Below are 17,249 nucleotides of genomic sequence, written 5' to 3'. Positions count from 1 at the left end.
GCGGCCTCTTTCCGCTTCGGAAAGAGGTCGCGTCACAACGCTCGGGGGCGATGCCTTTAGACGGTCATCGGGTTGGGTTTGGCCGGGTCGAGGTTGTACTTCTTGATCGCCTCAGCGACGACGTTACGCTCGATCGTGCCTTCGTCGGCGAGCGCATTGAGCGCCGCCAGCGTGACCCAGTAGCGGTCGACTTCGAAGAAGTGGCGCAGCGCCTCGCGCGTATCCGAGCGGCCGTAGCCGTCGGTGCCGAGCACCACGAACTTGTTCGGCACATAGCCGCGGATCTGGTCGACGAGCGCGCGGATATAGTCCGTCGACGCAATCACCGGACCCTGCGCGCCGTTGAGCAGCTTCGTCACGTGCGGCACGCGCTTCTCTTCGGTCGGATGCAGCAGGTTGTAACGCTCGCAGTCCTGGCCTTCGCGGGCCAGTTCCGTGAAGCTCGGCACGCTCCAGAGATCGGCGGACACGCCCCAGTCGTTCTTCAGCAGATCGGCGGCGGCGATCACTTCGTTGAAGATCGTGCCCGCGCCCATCAGCTGCACGTGCGCACGGCCTGCGCTCTCGGCCTTCTTGAACGAGTACATGCCCTTGATGATGTCGGCCGCAACGTTCTCAAGACCCGCACCTTGCGGAATCGCCGGATGCTCGTAGTTCTCGTTCATCACGGTGATGTAGTAGTACACGTCCTCCTGCTCCTGCACCATGCGGCGCAGGCCGTCCTGCATGATGACCGCGAGTTCGTAGCCGAAGGTCGGGTCGTAGCTCACGCAGTTCGGAATCGACGCCGCCCACAGCAGCGAGTGGCCGTCTTCGTGCTGCAGACCTTCGCCGTTGAGCGTCGTGCGGCCAGCGGTGCCGCCCAGGAGGAAGCCGCGCGAACGCATGTCGCCCGCGGCCCACGCCAGATCGCCGATGCGCTGGAAGCCGAACATCGAATAGAAGATGTAGAACGGGATCATGATCTCGCCGTGCGTCGAGTACGACGTCGCGGCCGCGATCCAGTCACACATGCCACCGGCTTCGTTGATGCCTTCCTGCAGAATCTGACCCGTCTCCGATTCCTTGTAGAACATCAGCTGGTCGGAGTCTTCCGGAATGTACTTCTGGCCGTCCTGATTCCAGATGCCGATCTGGCGGAAGAGGCCTTCCATGCCGAACGTACGCGATTCGTCCGGCACGATCGGCACGACGCGCTTGCCGATGGCCTTGTCCTTCAGCAGGATGTTCAGCACGCGCACGAACGCCATCGTCGTGGAGATTTCGCGGCCTTCGCCCGTGCCCTTCAGGAGCGGTTCGAACGCGGACAGCGCCGGCACCGGCAGCGATTCCGCCTTTTGGCGGCGCGCCGGCAGATAGCCGCCCAGATCCATACGCTTCTGGCGCATGTATTCGAGTTCCTTCGAGCCTTCCTCGAACGTGAGATACGGCACGTCGACGATCTGCTCGTCGCTGATCGGCAGGCGGAACTGGTCGCGGAACTTTTTCAGCGTCTCGATCGGCAGCTTCTTCTGCTGATGCGTGATGTTCATCGCCTGACCGTGCTCGCCCATGCCATAGCCCTTGATGGTCTTGGCGAGGATGACGGTCGGCGCGCCCTTCGTCTTGGTGGCGGCGTCGAACGCGGCGTAGATCTTGTGCGGATCGTGGCCGCCGCGGTTCAGGTTCCAGATGTCTTCATCGGACCAGTCGGCAACCAGCGCCTTCAGTTCCGGCGTGTTGAAGAAGTGCTCGCGCACGAACGCGCCCGACTCCGACTTGTACGTCTGGTATTCGCCGTCGACCACTTCCATCATGCGGCGCATCAGCGCGCCGGTCTTGTCGCGGGCGAAGAGCGCGTCCCAGCGGCTGCCCCAGATCACCTTGATGACGTTCCAGCCCGCGCCGCGGAATTCGCTTTCCAGTTCCTGGATGATCTTGCCGTTGCCGCGCACCGGACCGTCCAGACGCTGCAGGTTGCAGTTGATGACGAACACGAGGTTGTCGAGACGCTCGCGGCCGGCCATGCCGATCGCGCCGAGCGATTCCGGCTCGTCCGTCTCGCCGTCGCCGAGGAACGCCCAGACCTTGCGGCCGTCCGTCTTCGCGATGCCGCGCGCCTGCATGTACTTCATGAAGCGCGCCTGATAGATCGCCATGATCGGGCCGAGACCCATGGAGACGGTCGGGAACTGCCAGAAATCCGGCATCAGCCACGGATGCGGATACGACGAGATGCCCTCGCCGCCCACTTCCTGGCGGAAGTTGTCGAGTTGCTTCTCGGTCAGGCGACCGAGCAGGAACGCGCGCGAATACACGCCCGGCGACGAGTGACCCTGCACGAACACGAGATCGCCGCCGTGTTCCTTGGACGGCGCGTGCCAGAAGTGATTGAAGCCGACGTCATAGAGCGTCGCGGCCGACGCGAACGAAGCGATGTGCCCGCCGACGTTCGTGTCCTTGCCCGCGCGCAGCACCATGGCGATGGCGTTCCAGCGCGTGTACGAACGAATGCGGTGCTCGACGTCCTGGTCGCCGGGAATCTTCGCCTGCGACGCGACCGGAATCGTATTGATGTACGGGGTGTTGGCCGAAAACGGCAGATGTTCGCCGTGCACGCGAGCGAACTCGATCTGTTTCTCGATCAGGTAATGCGCGCGGTCAGGGCCGACCGCCGAAATCACGCCATCCAGTGCTTCGAGCCATTCGGCGGTTTCTTGCGGATCGTCGTCCTTGGCATTGGCGACATATTTGAGAACTTCGTCGGGTACAGCGGACATGCTCGTCTCCTGATGTGAGGAACGCTCTAAGAACAGCCGAAAAACACACGCCCGCACGGACTCGGGCACTGGCCGCGTGCCGGCATTCTAAAGAGGGTCCAGACCTAGTAGCAAGGAATTTTTCGAATCATGGGAGCGGATCTCATGATGTGAAAAAATGCTGCAATGCACCGTCCCATATGGTTTTTCTGCTCAGACGTTTCTCCTCCTTTTCCCGCAAATGAGCCGTCTTTACCGTCTTTTTACGCCAATTAACAATCGGGTGCTGCGTTACAATCGCTTCCATGTTGACTGACCGGCTGATCAAACGCTCGGCGCGCGTCGGTAAGAAACCGACCGACTCGTCGCCCTCCCGCTGGCACCACGGCCCGTGGTGGTCGAACTCCTATTTACTCACGCCGCTCATCTCCATCATCGTTTTTTTGGTGGTCATGAGTCTGATTCTCTGGAGCCTGAACCGGCGCGAGCAGCAGCAACAGGAAGACACGCTGTACCGCAACGTCGCGTGGGCGCAGCAGCAAATCCGTCTTGCCATGACGGGTGCGCAAGAACAAATCCAGGCCCTCGCGCGCGACATCGCGGCGGGCCACGGCGACTCGCAAAACTTCCAGACCGCGTCCACCGACATCATGCAGGGGCATCCTGAGATCCTCTACATGAACTGGTACACGAGCGAGCACAAGCCGCGCTGGCCCAACACGCCGCTGCCGGTGCTCGGCTCCCGCCTCGCGAAACCGAACGACACGCAAATGGACGAGGCCGTGCAGGCCGCGTTCGACGAAGCGCGCACCACGCGCCGCCAGGTCTACTCGCCGCTTCTTTACGACGACCTCGGCAACGGTTACATCACGCTGCAGACGCCCGTGTTTCGCGACCGCGAATTCCTCGGATCGATCGCGGCCGTCTTTTCGATCGAAGGCATTCTGAAGCGCGACATTCCGAGCGAACTGTCTGCGAAGTACAAGATCTCGATCACCGATCTGAACAATCGCGAGCTCGCGACCACGTCGAGCCGGCCGCGCCTGCCGCGCGACATGTTCTACGACCTGCCGCTCGATCCGCCCGGACAGGGCCTGTCGGTGCGCGTGTATTCGTATCCGCAGCTCACGAACTTCACCAATAACACGCTGGTGTGGCTCGTCGCGGGCTTGTCGTGCTTCGTGCTGTGGAGCCTCTGGAGCCTGTGGAAGCACACGCGTCAGCGCTTCGAGGCGCAGCAGGCGCTCTACGCCGAAGCCTTCTTCCGCCGCGCGATGGAGAACTCGGTGCTGATCGGCATGCGCGTCCTCGACATGCACGGCCGCATCACGCACGTGAATCCCGCGTTCTGCCGCATGACGGGCTGGGACGAGAGCGATCTCGTCGGCAAGAACGCGCCGTTTCCGTACTGGCCGCGCGACGCGTACCCGGAGATGCAGCGCCAGCTCGACATGACGCTGCGCGGCAAGGCGCCCTCGTCCGGCTTCGAACTGCGCGTGCGTCGCAAGGACGGCTCGTTCTTCCACGCGCGGCTCTATGTGTCCCCGCTCATCGACAGTTCCGGCCGTCAGACGGGCTGGATGTCGTCGATGACGGACATCACGGAGCCGAAGCGCGCCCGCGAGGAACTCGCCGCCGCGCACGAACGCTTCACGACCGTCCTCGAAAGCCTCGACGCGGCCGTGTCCGTGCTCGCCGCCGACGAAGCCGAACTGCTGTTCGCGAACCGCTACTACCGGCACCTGTTCGGCATTCGCCCGGACGGACACCTGCAACTGGCGGGCGCGGCCTTCGACGGCAACGCGCAAAGTTCGTCCGACACGCTCGACATGATCGACACCTACGCGGGCCTGCCCGCCGCGGTGCTCACCGAAAGCTCGGCGGACGCGCAGGAGGTCTACGTCGAGGGCATCCAGAAGTGGTTCGAAGTGCGCCGCCAGTACATTCAGTGGGTGGACGGCCACCTCGCGCAGATGCAGATCGCGACCGACATCACACAGCGCAAGCAGGCGCAGGAACTGGCGCATCAGCAGGAAGAGAAGCTGCAGTTCACGAGCCGCCTGATGACCATGGGCGAGATGGCGTCGTCGCTCGCGCACGAGCTGAACCAGCCGCTCGCGGCCATCAACAACTACTGCTCGGGTTGCGTGGCGCTCGTGAAGTCCGGGCGGATGACGCAGGAAACGCTGCTTCCCGTGCTGGAGAAGACCGCGCAGCAGGCCGTGCGCGCGGGCATGATCATCAAGCGCATCCGCGAGTTTGTGAAGCGCAGCGAGCCCAAGCGCCAGGCCACGCGCGTGGCGGATATCGTCGCGGACGCGGTCGGTCTCGCCGAAATCGAAGCGCGCAAGCGCAAGATCCGCATCGTCACCGAGATCCGCTCGCGCATGCCGGTGATCTACGTCGATCCGGTTTTGATCGAACAAGTGTTGGTCAACCTGTTGAAAAACGCAGCGGAAGCCATGCATGATGCAAAGCCGAACGCCGTCGATCCGGTGATTCGCGTGGTCGTGCAGCGAACCGATGGCGGTTTCGTGTGCATCAGCGTCGTGGATCAGGGTCCGGGCGTCGACGAAGCCACGGCCGAGCGTCTGTTCGAGCCGTTCTACAGCACGAAATCCGACGGCATGGGCATGGGCCTGAATATTTGCCGCTCGATCATCGAATCGCATCGCGGGCGGCTGTGGGTGGTGAACAACGTCGAGGCGGACGGCCACGTGACCGGCGCGACCTTCCACTGCAGCCTGCCGATCGGCGAAGCGGACGGGTCGAGCGGACCGGGCGCCGACGCGCGCGACGAACATACCAATACGAGACAACATACCGTTACGGGAGAACTATGAGCAGTCCAGTCACCACTCAGGAAACCGTCTTTGTCGTCGACGATGACGAGGCCGTGCGTGATTCTTTGCGCTGGCTGCTCGAAGCCAACGGCTATCGCGTGCAATGCTTCTCGAGCGCCGAATCGTTCCTCGACGTCTACCTGCCGATCGCGCATTCCGGCGCCATCGCCTGCCTGATTCTCGACGTGCGCATGGCCGGCATGACGGGCCTCGAATTGCAGGAAAAGCTGATCGCGGACAACTCCGTGCTGCCGATCATCTTCGTCACGGGTCACGGCGACGTGCCGATGGCCGTCTCGACCATGAAGAAAGGCGCGATGGATTTCATCGAGAAGCCGTTCGACGAGGCGGAACTGCGCAAGCTGGTCGAGCGCATGCTGGAAAAGGCGCGCAGCGAGAGCACCAGCGTCCAGCAGCAGCGCGCGGCCGCCGAGCGGCTCGGCAAGCTGACGGCGCGCGAGCATCAGGTGCTCGAGCGCATCATCGCGGGGCGGCTCAACAAGCAGATCGCGGACGACCTCGGCATCAGCATCAAGACGGTGGAAGCGCATCGCGCGAACATCATGGAAAAGCTGTCGGTGAATACCGTCGCAGATTTGTTGCGCCTCGCGCTGTCCAACAAGCCTCAGCAGTAAAGCGTCTCGGCAGTTTCCTCGCGTGGCCGGCTTTCATGCCGGCCACTGTCGTTTGCTTCGCTTGCCGCATCCGCAAAATCGAAACGCGTCATTTCGAGTTTCGCGTTGACACCAATGAGCGCCCGCCCGTAGTTTGATCGTGCCCCAACACCGGAGTCGATCATGCGCGACAAGGCAACCGCTGCACGCACAGGCAAACGTTTCGCCATCCACCGCAAGCCCGCGCGAACGTCTGAATCCCTTGCCGCTTTCTTTCGCCGATCCGAGAACGCATCCGAGTCTGCTGCTTTCGATCCGTTGAGTTGCCGATGGTCAGTCGAAGCACCGACGTTCCTGCGCCTTGGCAGCTATGTCGCGCGCCGGGCGGACTCGAAGTTGCACGAGACGTCATGCCCGTCGGTCGCGTGCCGCCTGCGTCCGGCGCGCGTGCTTGCGCTAGCGGCGATGCTTGCCGCCGCGCCGCTCGCCGTATTTCATTCGCCGCCCGCGCACGCTCAGACACAGCCCGCCGGCCAGAAGCTCTCGAACCAGCAGATCGATGCGCTCGTCGCGCCCATCGCACTTTATCCCGATGCGCTGCTCGCACAGGTGCTGATGGCCTCGACGTATCCGCAGGACATTCAGGCGGCCGCGCAATGGTCCAAGGCGAATCCGAACATCAAGGGCGACGACGCGGTGAAGGCCGTGCAGTCGGAGCCGTGGGACCCGAGCGTGCAATTGCTGGTTGCGTTCCCGCAAGCATTGGCGACGATGGCGTCCAAGCCCGACTGGGTGACGCAGCTCGGCAACGCGTTCATCGCGCAATCCGGCGACGTGATGGATTCCGTGCAGCGGCTGCGGCGCGCGGCGCAGAGCGCGGGCAATCTCAAGAGCAGCGAACAGCAGAAGGTGGTCGTCGAGCAGAGCACCATCCAGATCGTGCCGGCCAATCCGCAAGTGGTCTACGTGCCGACCTATAACCCGACCGTGGTCTACGGCGCGTGGCCGTATCCGGCATATCCGCCGGTCTACGTGCCGCCGCCGCCCGGCTATGCGATCGCCTCCGGTTTCGCGGCCGGACTCGCGTTCGGCACCGGCGTCGCGGTCGCCAACGCGTTATGGGGCGACTGCGACTGGGGCCGCCGCGACGTCAACGTGAATGTGAACCGCTATAACAACATCAACGTGAACAACCGCCTCAGCGCGAACAGCAACAACGTGCGCTGGAACCGCAACGACCCGCAGTTCAACCGCAATAACATCGGCAACCGGCAGAACTTCGGCAACCAGAATCTCGGCGCGGCGAATCGCGATCAGTTCCGCGGCCGCGATCAGGCGCGCGCGCAGGCGGCCCAGACGCTGCAGCAGCGCACCGGGCAGAACCTCAATCAGTCGGCGAGCCAGCGCGTGCAGAACATCCGGCAAGGCGGCGACTCGCGCGGCGCCGGCAACAACGATCTGCATCAGCGCGCGCAGAGCGTGAACCGCGACAACGCGCTGCGCGGCGCGGGCGACGGCAACGCGGCGCGGCAGGACATCCAGCGCGGGCAAGCGAGCCGCCAGTCGTTCGCGAGCGCGCATCCGAACGCGGGCGGCGGCCTCGAACGACAAGGCGGCGGACTAGGCAGCGGCGGCGGCGGAATCCAGCGCGGCGGCGGGTTCCAGGGCGGCGGCGGGGGCGGCGGGTTCCATGGCGGCGGCGGCGGTTTTCATCGCCGCTGAACCGCTGAGCCGCTGCGCCCCGCTGCGCCACACCCATGCCCACGACTCAGGAGTCCGAGATGATCTCGATGAAGACACTTGCCGCATCGCCCCGCCCTTTCCTTTTCGCATCGCTTTTGCTCGCGGCCTCGCTCGCGCATGCGCAGGCCGTCTATCCGACGCCCGAAGCCGCCGCGCAAGCCCTGACAGACGCCATTGCATCGAACGACGAAACCGCGCTCTCCAAAGTGCTCGGCAAGGACCACGCGCGCTACGTGCCGACCGACAACATCGGCCAGGACGACATCTACGAGTACCTCGGCTCATGGGCGAAGGGACACGCCATCGTCGAAGATAACGCGCCGGCCGGCGGCCCCAGGCGCGCGCATATCCAAACCGGCGACAGCGGCTGGACCCTGCCGATTCCGCTCGTCGATACGGGCCGCGGCTGGCGCTTCGACATGCCCGCCGCGCGCGACGAAGTGCTGACCCGGCGCATCGGCCGCAACGAGCGATCGGTGATGCGCGTCGCGCTCGCCTACGTCGATGCGCAGAACGACTATCGCAAGCTCACGAACCACTACGCCGACCGCTTCGTGAGCACGCCGGGCAAGCACGACGGCCTCTACTGGGACACCGCGCCCGGCGAGCCGGAAAGCCCGCTCGGCCCGCTCGCGGCGGCCATGCCGAACAAGGCGACGGCCTCGGGCGGCTACTACGGCTATCACTACCGCATCCTCACCGCGCAAGGGCCGCACGCGAAAGGCGGCGCGAAGAACTACATGCAAGGCGGCGCGCTCGCGGACGGCTTCGGGCTGATCGCCTGGCCGGCGAAGTACGGCGAAACGGGCGTGATGTCCTTCATGATCGACCAGGACGGGCAGCTGTATCAGAAGAACCTCGGTCCGGCGTCGGCGCGCGTGGCGGCGTCGATCAGGTCGTTCGATCCCGATCCTTCGTGGCAGCCCGTCTCGCCGTAATTCGACGCGCACGGCAGGCACGCTCTCGCAACACGCCGCCGGACGCCGCAAAGCGCCCGGCGGTATAATCTCGCCCTTCTTCGAGGCGCCTTGCGCGCCCTGGCACGCACGGCACAACGACGTATCGCCTGCGCGCCTCTCCTCGCTACGCCGCCCAATCTCGATTCCGATTCGCCATGACTGCCCAACTCATCGACGGTAACGCCCTCTCCAAGACTCTTCGCGCCGATGTCGCCGCCCGCGCGGCCGCGCTCACCGCTCGCGGACACAAGCCGGGGCTCGCCGTGGTGCTCGTCGGCGACAATCCGGCGAGCGAAGTCTACGTGCGCAACAAGGTCAAGGCGTGCCAGGACAACGGGCTCCATTCGGTGTTCGATCGCTTTGCCGCGACGCTCGCCGAAAGCGAGCTGCTCGCGCACATCGAGAAGTTGAACGCCGATCCGGCCATCCACGGCATTCTGGTGCAGTTGCCGCTGCCCGCGCATATAGACAGCCACAAGGTCATCGAAGCCATCGCGCCGGAGAAGGACGTGGACGGCTTTCACGTCGCGAACGCGGGCGCGCTGATGACCGGCAAGCCGCTCTTTCGCCCGTGCACGCCGTATGGCGTGATGAAGATGTTCGAGGCGCACGGCATCGACCTGACGGGCGCGAATGCGGTGGTGATCGGCCGCTCGAATATCGTCGGCAAGCCGATGGCGCTGTTGCTGCTCGAAGCGGGCGCGACCGTCACGATCTGCCACAGCAAGACCCGCGATATCGCGCACTACACACGCAACGCGGATGTGGTCGTCGCGGCGACCGGCCGCCGCAACATCCTGACCGCCGACATGGTGAAGCCGGGCGCGACGGTGATCGACGTGGGCATGAATCGCGATGAAGCCGGCAAACTGTGCGGCGACGTCGACTTCGCGGGCGTCAGGGAAGTCGCGGGCTACATCACGCCGGTGCCGGGCGGCGTCGGCCCGATGACCATCACCATGCTGCTCGTCAACACCATCGAAGCCGCCGAGCGCGCGGCACAGGCGTAAGCCGCCGGGGACGCGCGCCATCGCGATCGTCCCCTTAGAAACAATCCATTGGATTTTGGCCCCGCGGCCCCAATAATGCTCCAATAGCATTCGGACACGAGCGGCGCGGGCTTCGCATGACTGGCCCGCTCCGCGCTTCAACGATCACAGAACCGGGAGAGCCATGAGCGATACCACCGCAGCCACGCCGACCACGGCAGCATCCAATCCGCTGCTCGATTTTTCCGACTTGCCGCGCTTCGGCGACATCAAGCCCGAGCATGTCACCCCGGCGCTCGACGTGCTGCTGGCGGCGGCCAAAAGCGCCGTCGATCGCGCGAGCGCGCCCGACACGCCGGCCACGTGGCAGGACGTCGTCGAAACGGTGGAGCGCGAATCGGAGAAGCTCTCGCGCGCGTGGGGCATCGTCGGGCATCTGAACGCCGTCGCCGATACGCCTGAGCTGCGCGCCGCCCATGCCGAAAACCTGCCGCGCGTCACGGAGTTTTCCGCGAGCGTCGGTCAGAATCTCGCGCTGTACGAGAAGTACAAGGCGATCGCCGCAGGCGACGAATTCGCGGGCCTTTCGCCCGAGCGCAAGAAGATTCTGGAGAACGCACTGCGCGATTTCCGCCTGTCCGGCGCGGAATTGCCTGAAGACCGCAAGCCGCGCTTCGCGCAGTTGCAGGAAGAACAGGCTGCGCTCTCGAAGGCGTTTTCGGATCACGTTCTCGATTCGACCAACGCATACTCGTATGTGGTCACGCAGCAGAGCGACCTCGCCGGCCTGCCCGACGACGTGATCGAAGCCGCCCGCGAAGCCGCGCAGAAAGAAGGCAAGGAAGGCTGGAAGTTCACGCTGCACTTCCCTTCGTATTTCCCGGTGTTGCAGTACGCAGAGCATCGGCCGATGCGCGAGGCGATGTATCGCGCGTATGTCACGCGAGCGTCGGAACTCGGCGAAACCTACGGTCACGGCAAAGCCGAGTGGGACAACACACAGAATATCGTCGAGCATCTGAAGCTGCGTCTGGAAGAAGCGCGCACGCTCGGCTATCAGAACTTCGCGGAAGTGTCGCTTGCGCCGAAGATGGCGGAATCGCCCGCGCAGGTCATCGCGTTTCTCGAAGACCTCGCCAAGCGCGCGCGTCCGTATGCCGAAAACGACTGGATGGAACTGCGCGCGTTCGCCGCGACCGAGCTCGGCATGCCGGAGCTTCAGCCTTGGGATGTCGCGTATGCAGCCGAAAAGCTGCGCCAGAAGCGCTATTCGTTCTCCGAGAACGAAGTGAAGCAGTACTTCCCGCAGGAAGCGGTGCTGAAGGGCCTTTTCAAGGTGACCGAAACGTTGTTCAACGTCTCGATTCGCCGCGACGAAGCCGCCGTGTGGAATCCGGACGTGCGCTTCTTCCGCGTCGAGAACAAGGACGGCTCGCTCGTCGCGCAGTTCTATCTGGACCTGTACGCGCGCGAAGGCAAGCGCGGCGGCGCATGGATGGACGACGCCCGCGCCCGCCAAAAGCGCACGCAAGGCGACGTGCAGACGCCGGTCGCGTATCTGACGTGCAATTTCTCCGCGCCCGTCGGCGGCAAGCCCGCCTGCTTCACGCACGATGAAGTCATCACGCTCTTCCACGAATTCGGGCACGGACTGCATCACATGCTCACGCGCGTGGACGAACTCGGCGTGTCGGGCATCAACGGCGTCGAATGGGACGCGGTCGAGTTGCCGTCGCAATTCATGGAGAACTTCTGCTGGGAGTGGGACGTGCTGACCGACATGTCGGCGCACGTCGAAACGGGCCAGCCGCTGCCGCGCGAACTCTTCGACAAGATGCTCGCCGCGAAGAACTTCCAGAGCGGTCTCGGCACGCTGCGTCAGATCGTCTTCTCGATGTTCGACATGGTGCTGCACACGTCCTACGATCCGGCCAACGGCACGCAGAACATCAACGACCTCGCCCGCGAGATCAACGAGAAGTTCCACGTCATTCCGCAGGCGCCGTTCTCGCGCTGGCCGAATACGTTCAGCCACATCTTCGCGGGCGGTTACGCAGCGGGCTACTACAGCTACAAGTGGGCCGAAGTGCTGTCCGCCGATGCCTATGCCGCGTTCGAGGAAGCCGCGAAGGCCGCGAACGGGTCGGTGCTGAACGCGGAGACCGGCACGCGCTATCGCCGCGAGATTCTGGAAATCGGCGGCAGCCGCCCGGCGATGGATTCGTTCAAGGCGTTCCGCGGACGGGAGCCGAGCATCGACGCGCTGTTGCGTCACAACGGCATGAGCGAGCACACGCAGACGGTGCACTGATCGAAAACCCCGGCCCCCGCGCCGGGGTTTTTTCTTTCAGCGCTGGATTCTGAAGTCCACTTCCGCGGGCCGGCCTTCGAGCGCGAGCGTCGCGCGCATGGCCGGGCTGCGGCTCACCACCTTCCCTCTTCTGATCACCGCCGTGCGCGCCGCGCGCAGACGGATCGCTTCGATCGGATCGCGCGCGTCCAGCACGACGCAGTCCGCATGGCAGCCCACTTCCACGCCGTAGCCTTCGAGCCCGAGAATGCGCGCGGGCGTGCGCGTGACGGCATCGAAGCACGCATGCATCGCGTCGACGCCCGTCATCTGCGCGACGTGCAAGCCCATGTGCGCGACTTCGAGCATGTCGCCGGAGCCCAGGCTGTACCACGGGTCCATTACGCAGTCGTGGCCGAACGCGACGTCGATGCCCGCCGCCATCAGTTCGGGCACGCGCGTCATGCCGCGCCGCTTCGGGTACGTGTCCGAGCGACCCTGCAACGTGATGTTGATGAGCGGATTCGCGATCGCCGACACGCCCGCTTCGCGCATCAGCGGAATCAGCTTGCTGACGTAGTAGTTGTCCATCGAATGCATGGACGTGAGATGCGAGCCGGTCACGCGGCCGTGCAGTCCCAGCCGATGCGTTTCCGCCGCGAGCGTTTCGATGTGGCGCGACATCGGATCGTCGGATTCGTCGCAGTGCATGTCCACGCGCAAGCCGTGCTGGGCCGCGTACTCGCACAGCAGCGTGACGGACGCCGCGCCGTCGGCCATCGTGCGCTCGAAGTGCGGAATGCCGCCGACGACATCGACGCCGAGCGCGATCGCGCGCTTCAGGTTCTCGAATGCGCCCGGACTGCGCAGCACGCCGTCCTGCGGGAACGCGACGAGTTGCAGGTCGAGATACGGCTTGACGCGGCGCTTCACTTCGACGAGCGCCTCGGCGGCGAGAAGACGCGCATCGCAGACATCGACGTGCGAGCGGATCGCCAGCAGCCCGCGCGCGACGGCCCAGTCGCAATACTGCAGCGCGCGCTCGACGATAGCTTCCTGCGTGAGTTCTGGCTTCAGTTCGCCCCATAACGCGATGCCTTCGAGCAGCGTGCCCGACGCGTTCACGCGCGGCAAGCCGTACGAGAGCGTGGCGTCCATGTGGAAGTGGGCGTCGACGAAGGGCGCGGTGACGAGCGAACCGTCCGCGTCGATTTCTTCACGCGCGCTCGCATTCAGATGCGGCTCGATCGCAGCGATACGGCCTGCTTCCATGCCGATATCGACGAGCCCCGTCGAGCGCACGAGCGATGCGCGGCGAATGATGAGATCCATATGAAGCCCCCGGGCGTAAGCGGTTCTGACGATTGTAGCGGGACATAAATGCGCGGGCGCGATCGCTGTGGCTCGTGTGCCGCCCAGCGTCGCGATGAGCGTGGGGCCCTCGCCGTGCATAGACGCCGCGCGTCACGCGATAGGTCGCGCGTGCGCGTAGGCAGCATTGAGGGCGGCGCAATGGTCGGCGCGGCCGTCGTGTTCTGCGCCCGAACGCGAACGGGGTAATGACATCGCCTTACGAAGGCGTCGCCGCCGACGCTGCGCGCGGATACGCAAAAGACTGCACGCGCCGAGTGCGAGCCCGGCATCGGTGATCTAACGCCGCGCCGCCTCCGATACCGCGCGATCGCCCATGCACGCCTTACATACGCTCGCCCTGCTCGATATCCGGCGGCGCTTCGTCCGCCGGCAGCGTGAACCAGAAGCGCGCGCCGCACACGCGCCCTTCCGTGTCGACGCGATTCTCCACGCCGATGCGCCCGCCGTGCGCCTCCACGATCGCGCGACAGATCGCGAGCCCGAGCCCGATGCCCGGTTGAGCCGATTCCTTCTCGCCGCGCGTGAACTTATCGAAGAGGCGCGTCTCCATGCCGGCCGGCACGCCCGGCCCTTCATCGTCGATCACGACGCGCACATCGCCCGATGTTTCTTCTTCCGCCGCAATGCGAATCGGCGTATGCGCGGGCGTGTACTTCGCAGCGTTCTCCAGCAGGTTCGCGAATAGCCGCTCCATCAACACGGCGTCGAGCCGCAGCATCGGCAGATTCGACGGCATGCGAACCTGCACGGGTCGGCCCGCGAGCGTGCGCCTCATTGAGGCGAGCGCCGCGCCGACCGTTTCTTCGAGCATCGACCACTGCCGGTTCAAGCGAATCGCGCCCGCCTGCAAGCGCGCCATGTCGAGCAGGTTCGTGACGAGCCCGCTCATGCGCAGCGCCTCCTCGTGGATCGCGTGCACCAGTTCCTGCGACTCGCCCGAAAGACCGCCGATCGCGCGCGCCTCATCCTCCAGCACCGACGCAAAGCCGACAATCGACGTCAACGGCGTGCGCAAGTCATGCGAGATCGCCGAGAGCAGCGAATTGCGCAGGCGTTCGGACTCCATGTTGACGAGCGCGTCCTGCGCGATATCCACGTAATGCACGCGTTCGAGCGCAAGCGCAATCTGCGCCGCGAACGTCTCGATCATGCGCCGCTGCTCGGGCACGGCCAGCTCCGCTTCCCGCTCGACCACGATCGCGAGCACGCCGCGCGTTCGCATCGGCGCGCGCAGCGGCAAGTAGAGCGCATCGGTGGCGGGGAGCGTGTCGGTGCCGCGGCCCGCAGGCTTCTGCTGCTCGTAGACCCATTGCGCGATATCGAGGTCGATGCGCGCGGCGTCCAGCATCGCGTCCGCGTTCGGCTCGTCCACTTTCTGGCGCACGCGTTCGGTCGCATCGGGCAAAAGCATCGCGACTTTTGCGTGAAAGACTTCGGCCACATGCCGCGTGCCGATCTCGATGATCTGCCCGGTCATCAGCGCGGCGGCGAGTTCTTTCGTCATCGCGTACATGGCGCTCGTGCGCCGTTCCCGCTGCGACGCGATGCGCGCCTCGCGGCGCAGGCTCGACGTGAGATGGCTTATCGTGAGCGATGTCAGCAGCATCACGACGAAGGTGAGCACGTATTGCGTGTCGGTGACGGAAAACGACAGCGCGGGCGGCACGAAGAAGAAGTCGAACGCCGCGACCGACACGAACGACAGCATCACGCCCGGTCCGCGCCCGAGCCGCGCGGCGGCGAAGATCACGCCGAGCAGATACAGCATCACGAGATTGGCGAGCGCGATATGCCGCGCGGCCAGCCCATGCGCGACCAGCGTAATCGCCGCGCCGATGGCGAGCGCGCAGAAGTAAGCGCGCGGCGGCGAATGCCCGGCGTCGCGCCATGCGCCGGTTATCGACGCCCGCCGCGTTTGCGATTCGTCGCGCGGGGTGGCGGAGACGAGCGTGACATCGATATCCGCCGCATGCCGGACGATGCGCTCGGCGACCGGCGTTTGCGCGATGCGCCGCCAGCTTCGCGCGGCCGACGCGCCCGCGATGAGCTTCGACACATTGCGCATGCGCGCATAGTCGATGAGCGTCGCGGCGGCGTCCGCGCCATCGAGCGTCACGGTTTCCGCGCCGAGTTCCGAGGCGAGCTTGAGCGCGTCGAGCGTGCGGCGGCGCTCATCGTCGGAGAGGCGCTGGAGCTTCGGCGTTTCGACATAGACCGCGAGCCAGTCCGCCCTCAGCGCCGCCGCGAGCCGCGCCGCCGCGCGCACGAGCGCCGCGCCTTCCGGTCCCGGCCCCACGCACGCGATCAAGCGCTCGCGCGCCCGCCAGATGCGCTCGATCGACTGGTCCGCGCGGTACTCGCGCATCTGCGCATCCACACGGTCGGCGGTGCGGCGCAACGCGAGTTCGCGCAGCGCGATCAGGTTGCCCTTGCGAAAGAAGTTGCGCACCGCCTGCTCGGCCTGCTGCGGCAGATACACCTTGCCGTCGCGCAGGCGGTCGAGCAGTTCCTCGGGCGGCAGATCGACGAGCGTCACTTCATCGGCGAGATCGAACACGCGGTCGGGCACCGTCTCCCACACGCGAATGCCGGTGATGCGCCCGACGATATCGTTAAGGCTTTCCAGATGCTGCACGTTGACGGTCGTGTACACGTCGATGCCCGCGTCGAGCAGTTCGTGCACGTCCCGCCAGCGCTTCAGGTGCCGCGAACCCTGCACGTTCGAATGCGCGAGTTCATCGACGACGATGAGTTGCGGCTTGCGCGCGAGCGCGCCGTCGAGATCGAATTCCGCGAGCGTGCGGCCGCGATAGTCGATGTGCGCGGGCGGCAGCGTCTCGAGTCCGTCGCAGAGCGCGAGCGTCTCCTTGCGGCCATGCGTTTCGACGACGCCGATCGCGACATCGACACCTTCGTCGCGGCGGCGTCGCGCGGCTTGCAGCATCGCGAAGGTCTTGCCGACGCCCGCCGACGCGCCGAAGAACACCTTCAGCCGGCCGCGCTGGCGCTTCGCTTCCTCGCGTTGCAGCTTGTCGAGGAGTTCATCGGGGGTCGGGCGCATGGGCTCCTGGGCGGGTCGTCGTCACTGGCGCTTAGGGAATGGCGGCGTTCAGCGAACGCTCGCCCGGTCCAGCGCGAGATTCAATTTAAGCACATTCACCGTCGGTTCCCCGATGATGCCGAATGTGCGCGTGGACGTCGCCTCGACGACGAGCGCATTGACTTGCGCGACGGACAGCCCGCGCGCCCGCGCCACGCGTGCGATCTGATACGCGGCCGCCGCCGGGCTGATGTGCGGATCGAGCCCGCTGCCCGATGAGGTCACGAGATCGACGGGCACGGCCGCGTCGTTGGAAGGATCGGCGGCGTGCAGCGCGGCGATGCGCGCCTTCACGGCATCGGCGAGCGCGGGATTGGTCGGCCCGAGATTCGATCCGCCGGAGCTGCCCGCGTTGTACGGATTCGGCGTCGTGGCGGACAAGCGGCCCCAGAAATAGCGCGGCGCGTCGAACTGCTGGCCGATCAGTTCGGAACCGACGATCTTCCCGTCGAGCTCGATGAGACTGCCGTTCGCCTGATGCCTGAACACCGTCTGCGATACCGCCGTCACGATGAGCGGATACAGCAAGCCCGTGATGATCGTCAGTGCAACGAACAATACGATGGCAGGACGCATTGCATTCTTCATGATGTGTTCTC

Annotated in this window: 11 protein-coding genes; 6 read left to right on the top strand and 5 right to left on the bottom strand. The window is 65.2% G+C overall.

Annotation, left to right across the window (positions count from 1 at the left end; genetic code table 11):
• Positions 1–56: 56 nt before the first annotated feature.
• Positions 57–2,759 (bottom strand): pyruvate dehydrogenase (acetyl-transferring), homodimeric type, encoded by a 2,703-nt coding sequence (aceE, locus tag LDZ26_RS04590; protein WP_244848359.1) that lies wholly within the window; start codon positions 2,757–2,759, stop codon positions 57–59.
• A 284-nt stretch (positions 2,760–3,043) separates the two neighbouring features.
• Between aceE and fixL the strand changes: the two genes are divergently transcribed.
• Both fixL and fixJ read left to right on the top strand, forming a co-directional pair.
• Positions 3,044–5,581, top strand: coding sequence for an oxygen sensor histidine kinase FixL (gene fixL / locus LDZ26_RS04585; protein WP_244848358.1), 2,538 nt, complete (start codon positions 3,044–3,046; stop codon positions 5,579–5,581).
• The gene (gene fixJ, locus LDZ26_RS04580; RefSeq protein WP_159835767.1) at positions 5,578–6,216 is read left to right on the top strand and encodes an oxygen response regulator transcription factor FixJ; all 639 of its coding nucleotides are present in this window, start codon (positions 5,578–5,580) and stop codon (positions 6,214–6,216) included. The genes fixL and fixJ overlap by 4 nt, the downstream gene beginning before the upstream one ends.
• Here fixJ and LDZ26_RS04575 read toward each other — a convergent pair.
• Entirely contained in the window at positions 6,207–6,425 is a 219-nt protein-coding gene (locus LDZ26_RS04575; RefSeq protein ID WP_244848357.1) for a hypothetical protein, read from the bottom strand. The two genes, fixJ and LDZ26_RS04575, sit on opposite strands and share 10 nt — an antisense overlap.
• A 235-nt stretch (positions 6,426–6,660) precedes the next feature.
• Between LDZ26_RS04575 and LDZ26_RS04570 the strand changes: the two genes are divergently transcribed.
• From LDZ26_RS04570 to LDZ26_RS04555, 4 genes are all read left to right on the top strand, one after another.
• Positions 6,661–7,917 carry a DUF3300 domain-containing protein gene (locus LDZ26_RS04570; RefSeq protein WP_244848954.1) on the top strand — a complete coding sequence of 419 codons (1,257 nt, stop codon included), beginning with the start codon at positions 6,661–6,663 and terminating at the stop codon, positions 7,915–7,917.
• Between the two features lie 68 nt (positions 7,918–7,985).
• Positions 7,986–8,876: a DUF2950 domain-containing protein gene (locus LDZ26_RS04565; protein ID WP_244848356.1), complete on the top strand. Its 891-nt coding sequence runs from the start codon at positions 7,986–7,988 to the stop codon at positions 8,874–8,876.
• Between the two features lie 176 nt (positions 8,877–9,052).
• Positions 9,053–9,907: a bifunctional methylenetetrahydrofolate dehydrogenase/methenyltetrahydrofolate cyclohydrolase FolD gene (gene folD, locus LDZ26_RS04560; RefSeq protein WP_244848355.1), complete on the top strand. Its 855-nt coding sequence runs from the start codon at positions 9,053–9,055 to the stop codon at positions 9,905–9,907.
• Positions 9,908–10,070: 163 nt separating this feature from the next.
• Complete coding sequence (locus LDZ26_RS04555) at positions 10,071–12,197, top strand: M3 family metallopeptidase (RefSeq protein ID WP_244848354.1); 2,127 nt, start codon at positions 10,071–10,073, stop codon at positions 12,195–12,197.
• A 36-nt stretch (positions 12,198–12,233) separates the two neighbouring features.
• Here the strand turns inward: LDZ26_RS04555 and LDZ26_RS04550 are convergent, their stop codons facing one another.
• From LDZ26_RS04550 to kdpC, 3 genes are all read right to left on the bottom strand, one after another.
• The gene (locus tag LDZ26_RS04550) at positions 12,234–13,508 is read right to left on the bottom strand and encodes an amidohydrolase family protein (protein WP_244848353.1); all 1,275 of its coding nucleotides are present in this window, start codon (positions 13,506–13,508) and stop codon (positions 12,234–12,236) included.
• Positions 13,509–13,872: 364 nt separating this feature from the next.
• A complete protein-coding gene (locus tag LDZ26_RS04545) occupies positions 13,873–16,611 on the bottom strand; it encodes a sensor histidine kinase KdpD (RefSeq protein WP_244848352.1) in 2,739 nt (912 codons plus the stop codon).
• A 48-nt stretch (positions 16,612–16,659) separates the two neighbouring features.
• On the bottom strand, positions 16,660–17,238 hold the full coding sequence (kdpC, locus tag LDZ26_RS04540; protein ID WP_244848351.1) for a potassium-transporting ATPase subunit KdpC: 579 nt from the start codon (positions 17,236–17,238) through the stop codon (positions 16,660–16,662).
• Between the last annotated feature and the right edge of the window lie 11 nt (positions 17,239–17,249).

Source organism: Caballeronia sp. SL2Y3, from assembly GCF_022879575.1.
Lineage (GTDB): Bacteria > Pseudomonadota > Gammaproteobacteria > Burkholderiales > Burkholderiaceae > Caballeronia.
The sequence above is the reverse complement of the archived record's forward strand: the minus strand, read 5'-3'. Positions and strand labels throughout refer to the sequence as shown.

Bases quoted from the DNA above. Each gene is read 5' to 3' on its own strand.
- aceE (WP_244848359.1), bottom strand. From the start codon at position 2,759: ATGTCCGCTGTACCCGACGAAGTTCTCAAATATGTCGCCAATGCCAAG.
- fixL (WP_244848358.1), top strand. From the start codon at position 3,044: ATGTTGACTGACCGGCTGATCAAACGCTCGGCGCGCGTCGGTAAGAAA.
- fixJ (WP_159835767.1), top strand. From the start codon at position 5,578: ATGAGCAGTCCAGTCACCACTCAGGAAACCGTCTTTGTCGTCGACGAT.
- LDZ26_RS04575 (WP_244848357.1), bottom strand. From the start codon at position 6,425: ATGGCGAAACGTTTGCCTGTGCGTGCAGCGGTTGCCTTGTCGCGCATG.
- LDZ26_RS04570 (WP_244848954.1), top strand. From the start codon at position 6,661: ATGCTTGCCGCCGCGCCGCTCGCCGTATTTCATTCGCCGCCCGCGCAC.
- LDZ26_RS04565 (WP_244848356.1), top strand. From the start codon at position 7,986: ATGAAGACACTTGCCGCATCGCCCCGCCCTTTCCTTTTCGCATCGCTT.
- folD (WP_244848355.1), top strand. From the start codon at position 9,053: ATGACTGCCCAACTCATCGACGGTAACGCCCTCTCCAAGACTCTTCGC.
- LDZ26_RS04555 (WP_244848354.1), top strand. From the start codon at position 10,071: ATGAGCGATACCACCGCAGCCACGCCGACCACGGCAGCATCCAATCCG.
- LDZ26_RS04550 (WP_244848353.1), bottom strand. From the start codon at position 13,508: ATGGATCTCATCATTCGCCGCGCATCGCTCGTGCGCTCGACGGGGCTC.
- LDZ26_RS04545 (WP_244848352.1), bottom strand. From the start codon at position 16,611: ATGCGCCCGACCCCCGATGAACTCCTCGACAAGCTGCAACGCGAGGAA.
- kdpC (WP_244848351.1), bottom strand. From the start codon at position 17,238: ATGAAGAATGCAATGCGTCCTGCCATCGTATTGTTCGTTGCACTGACG.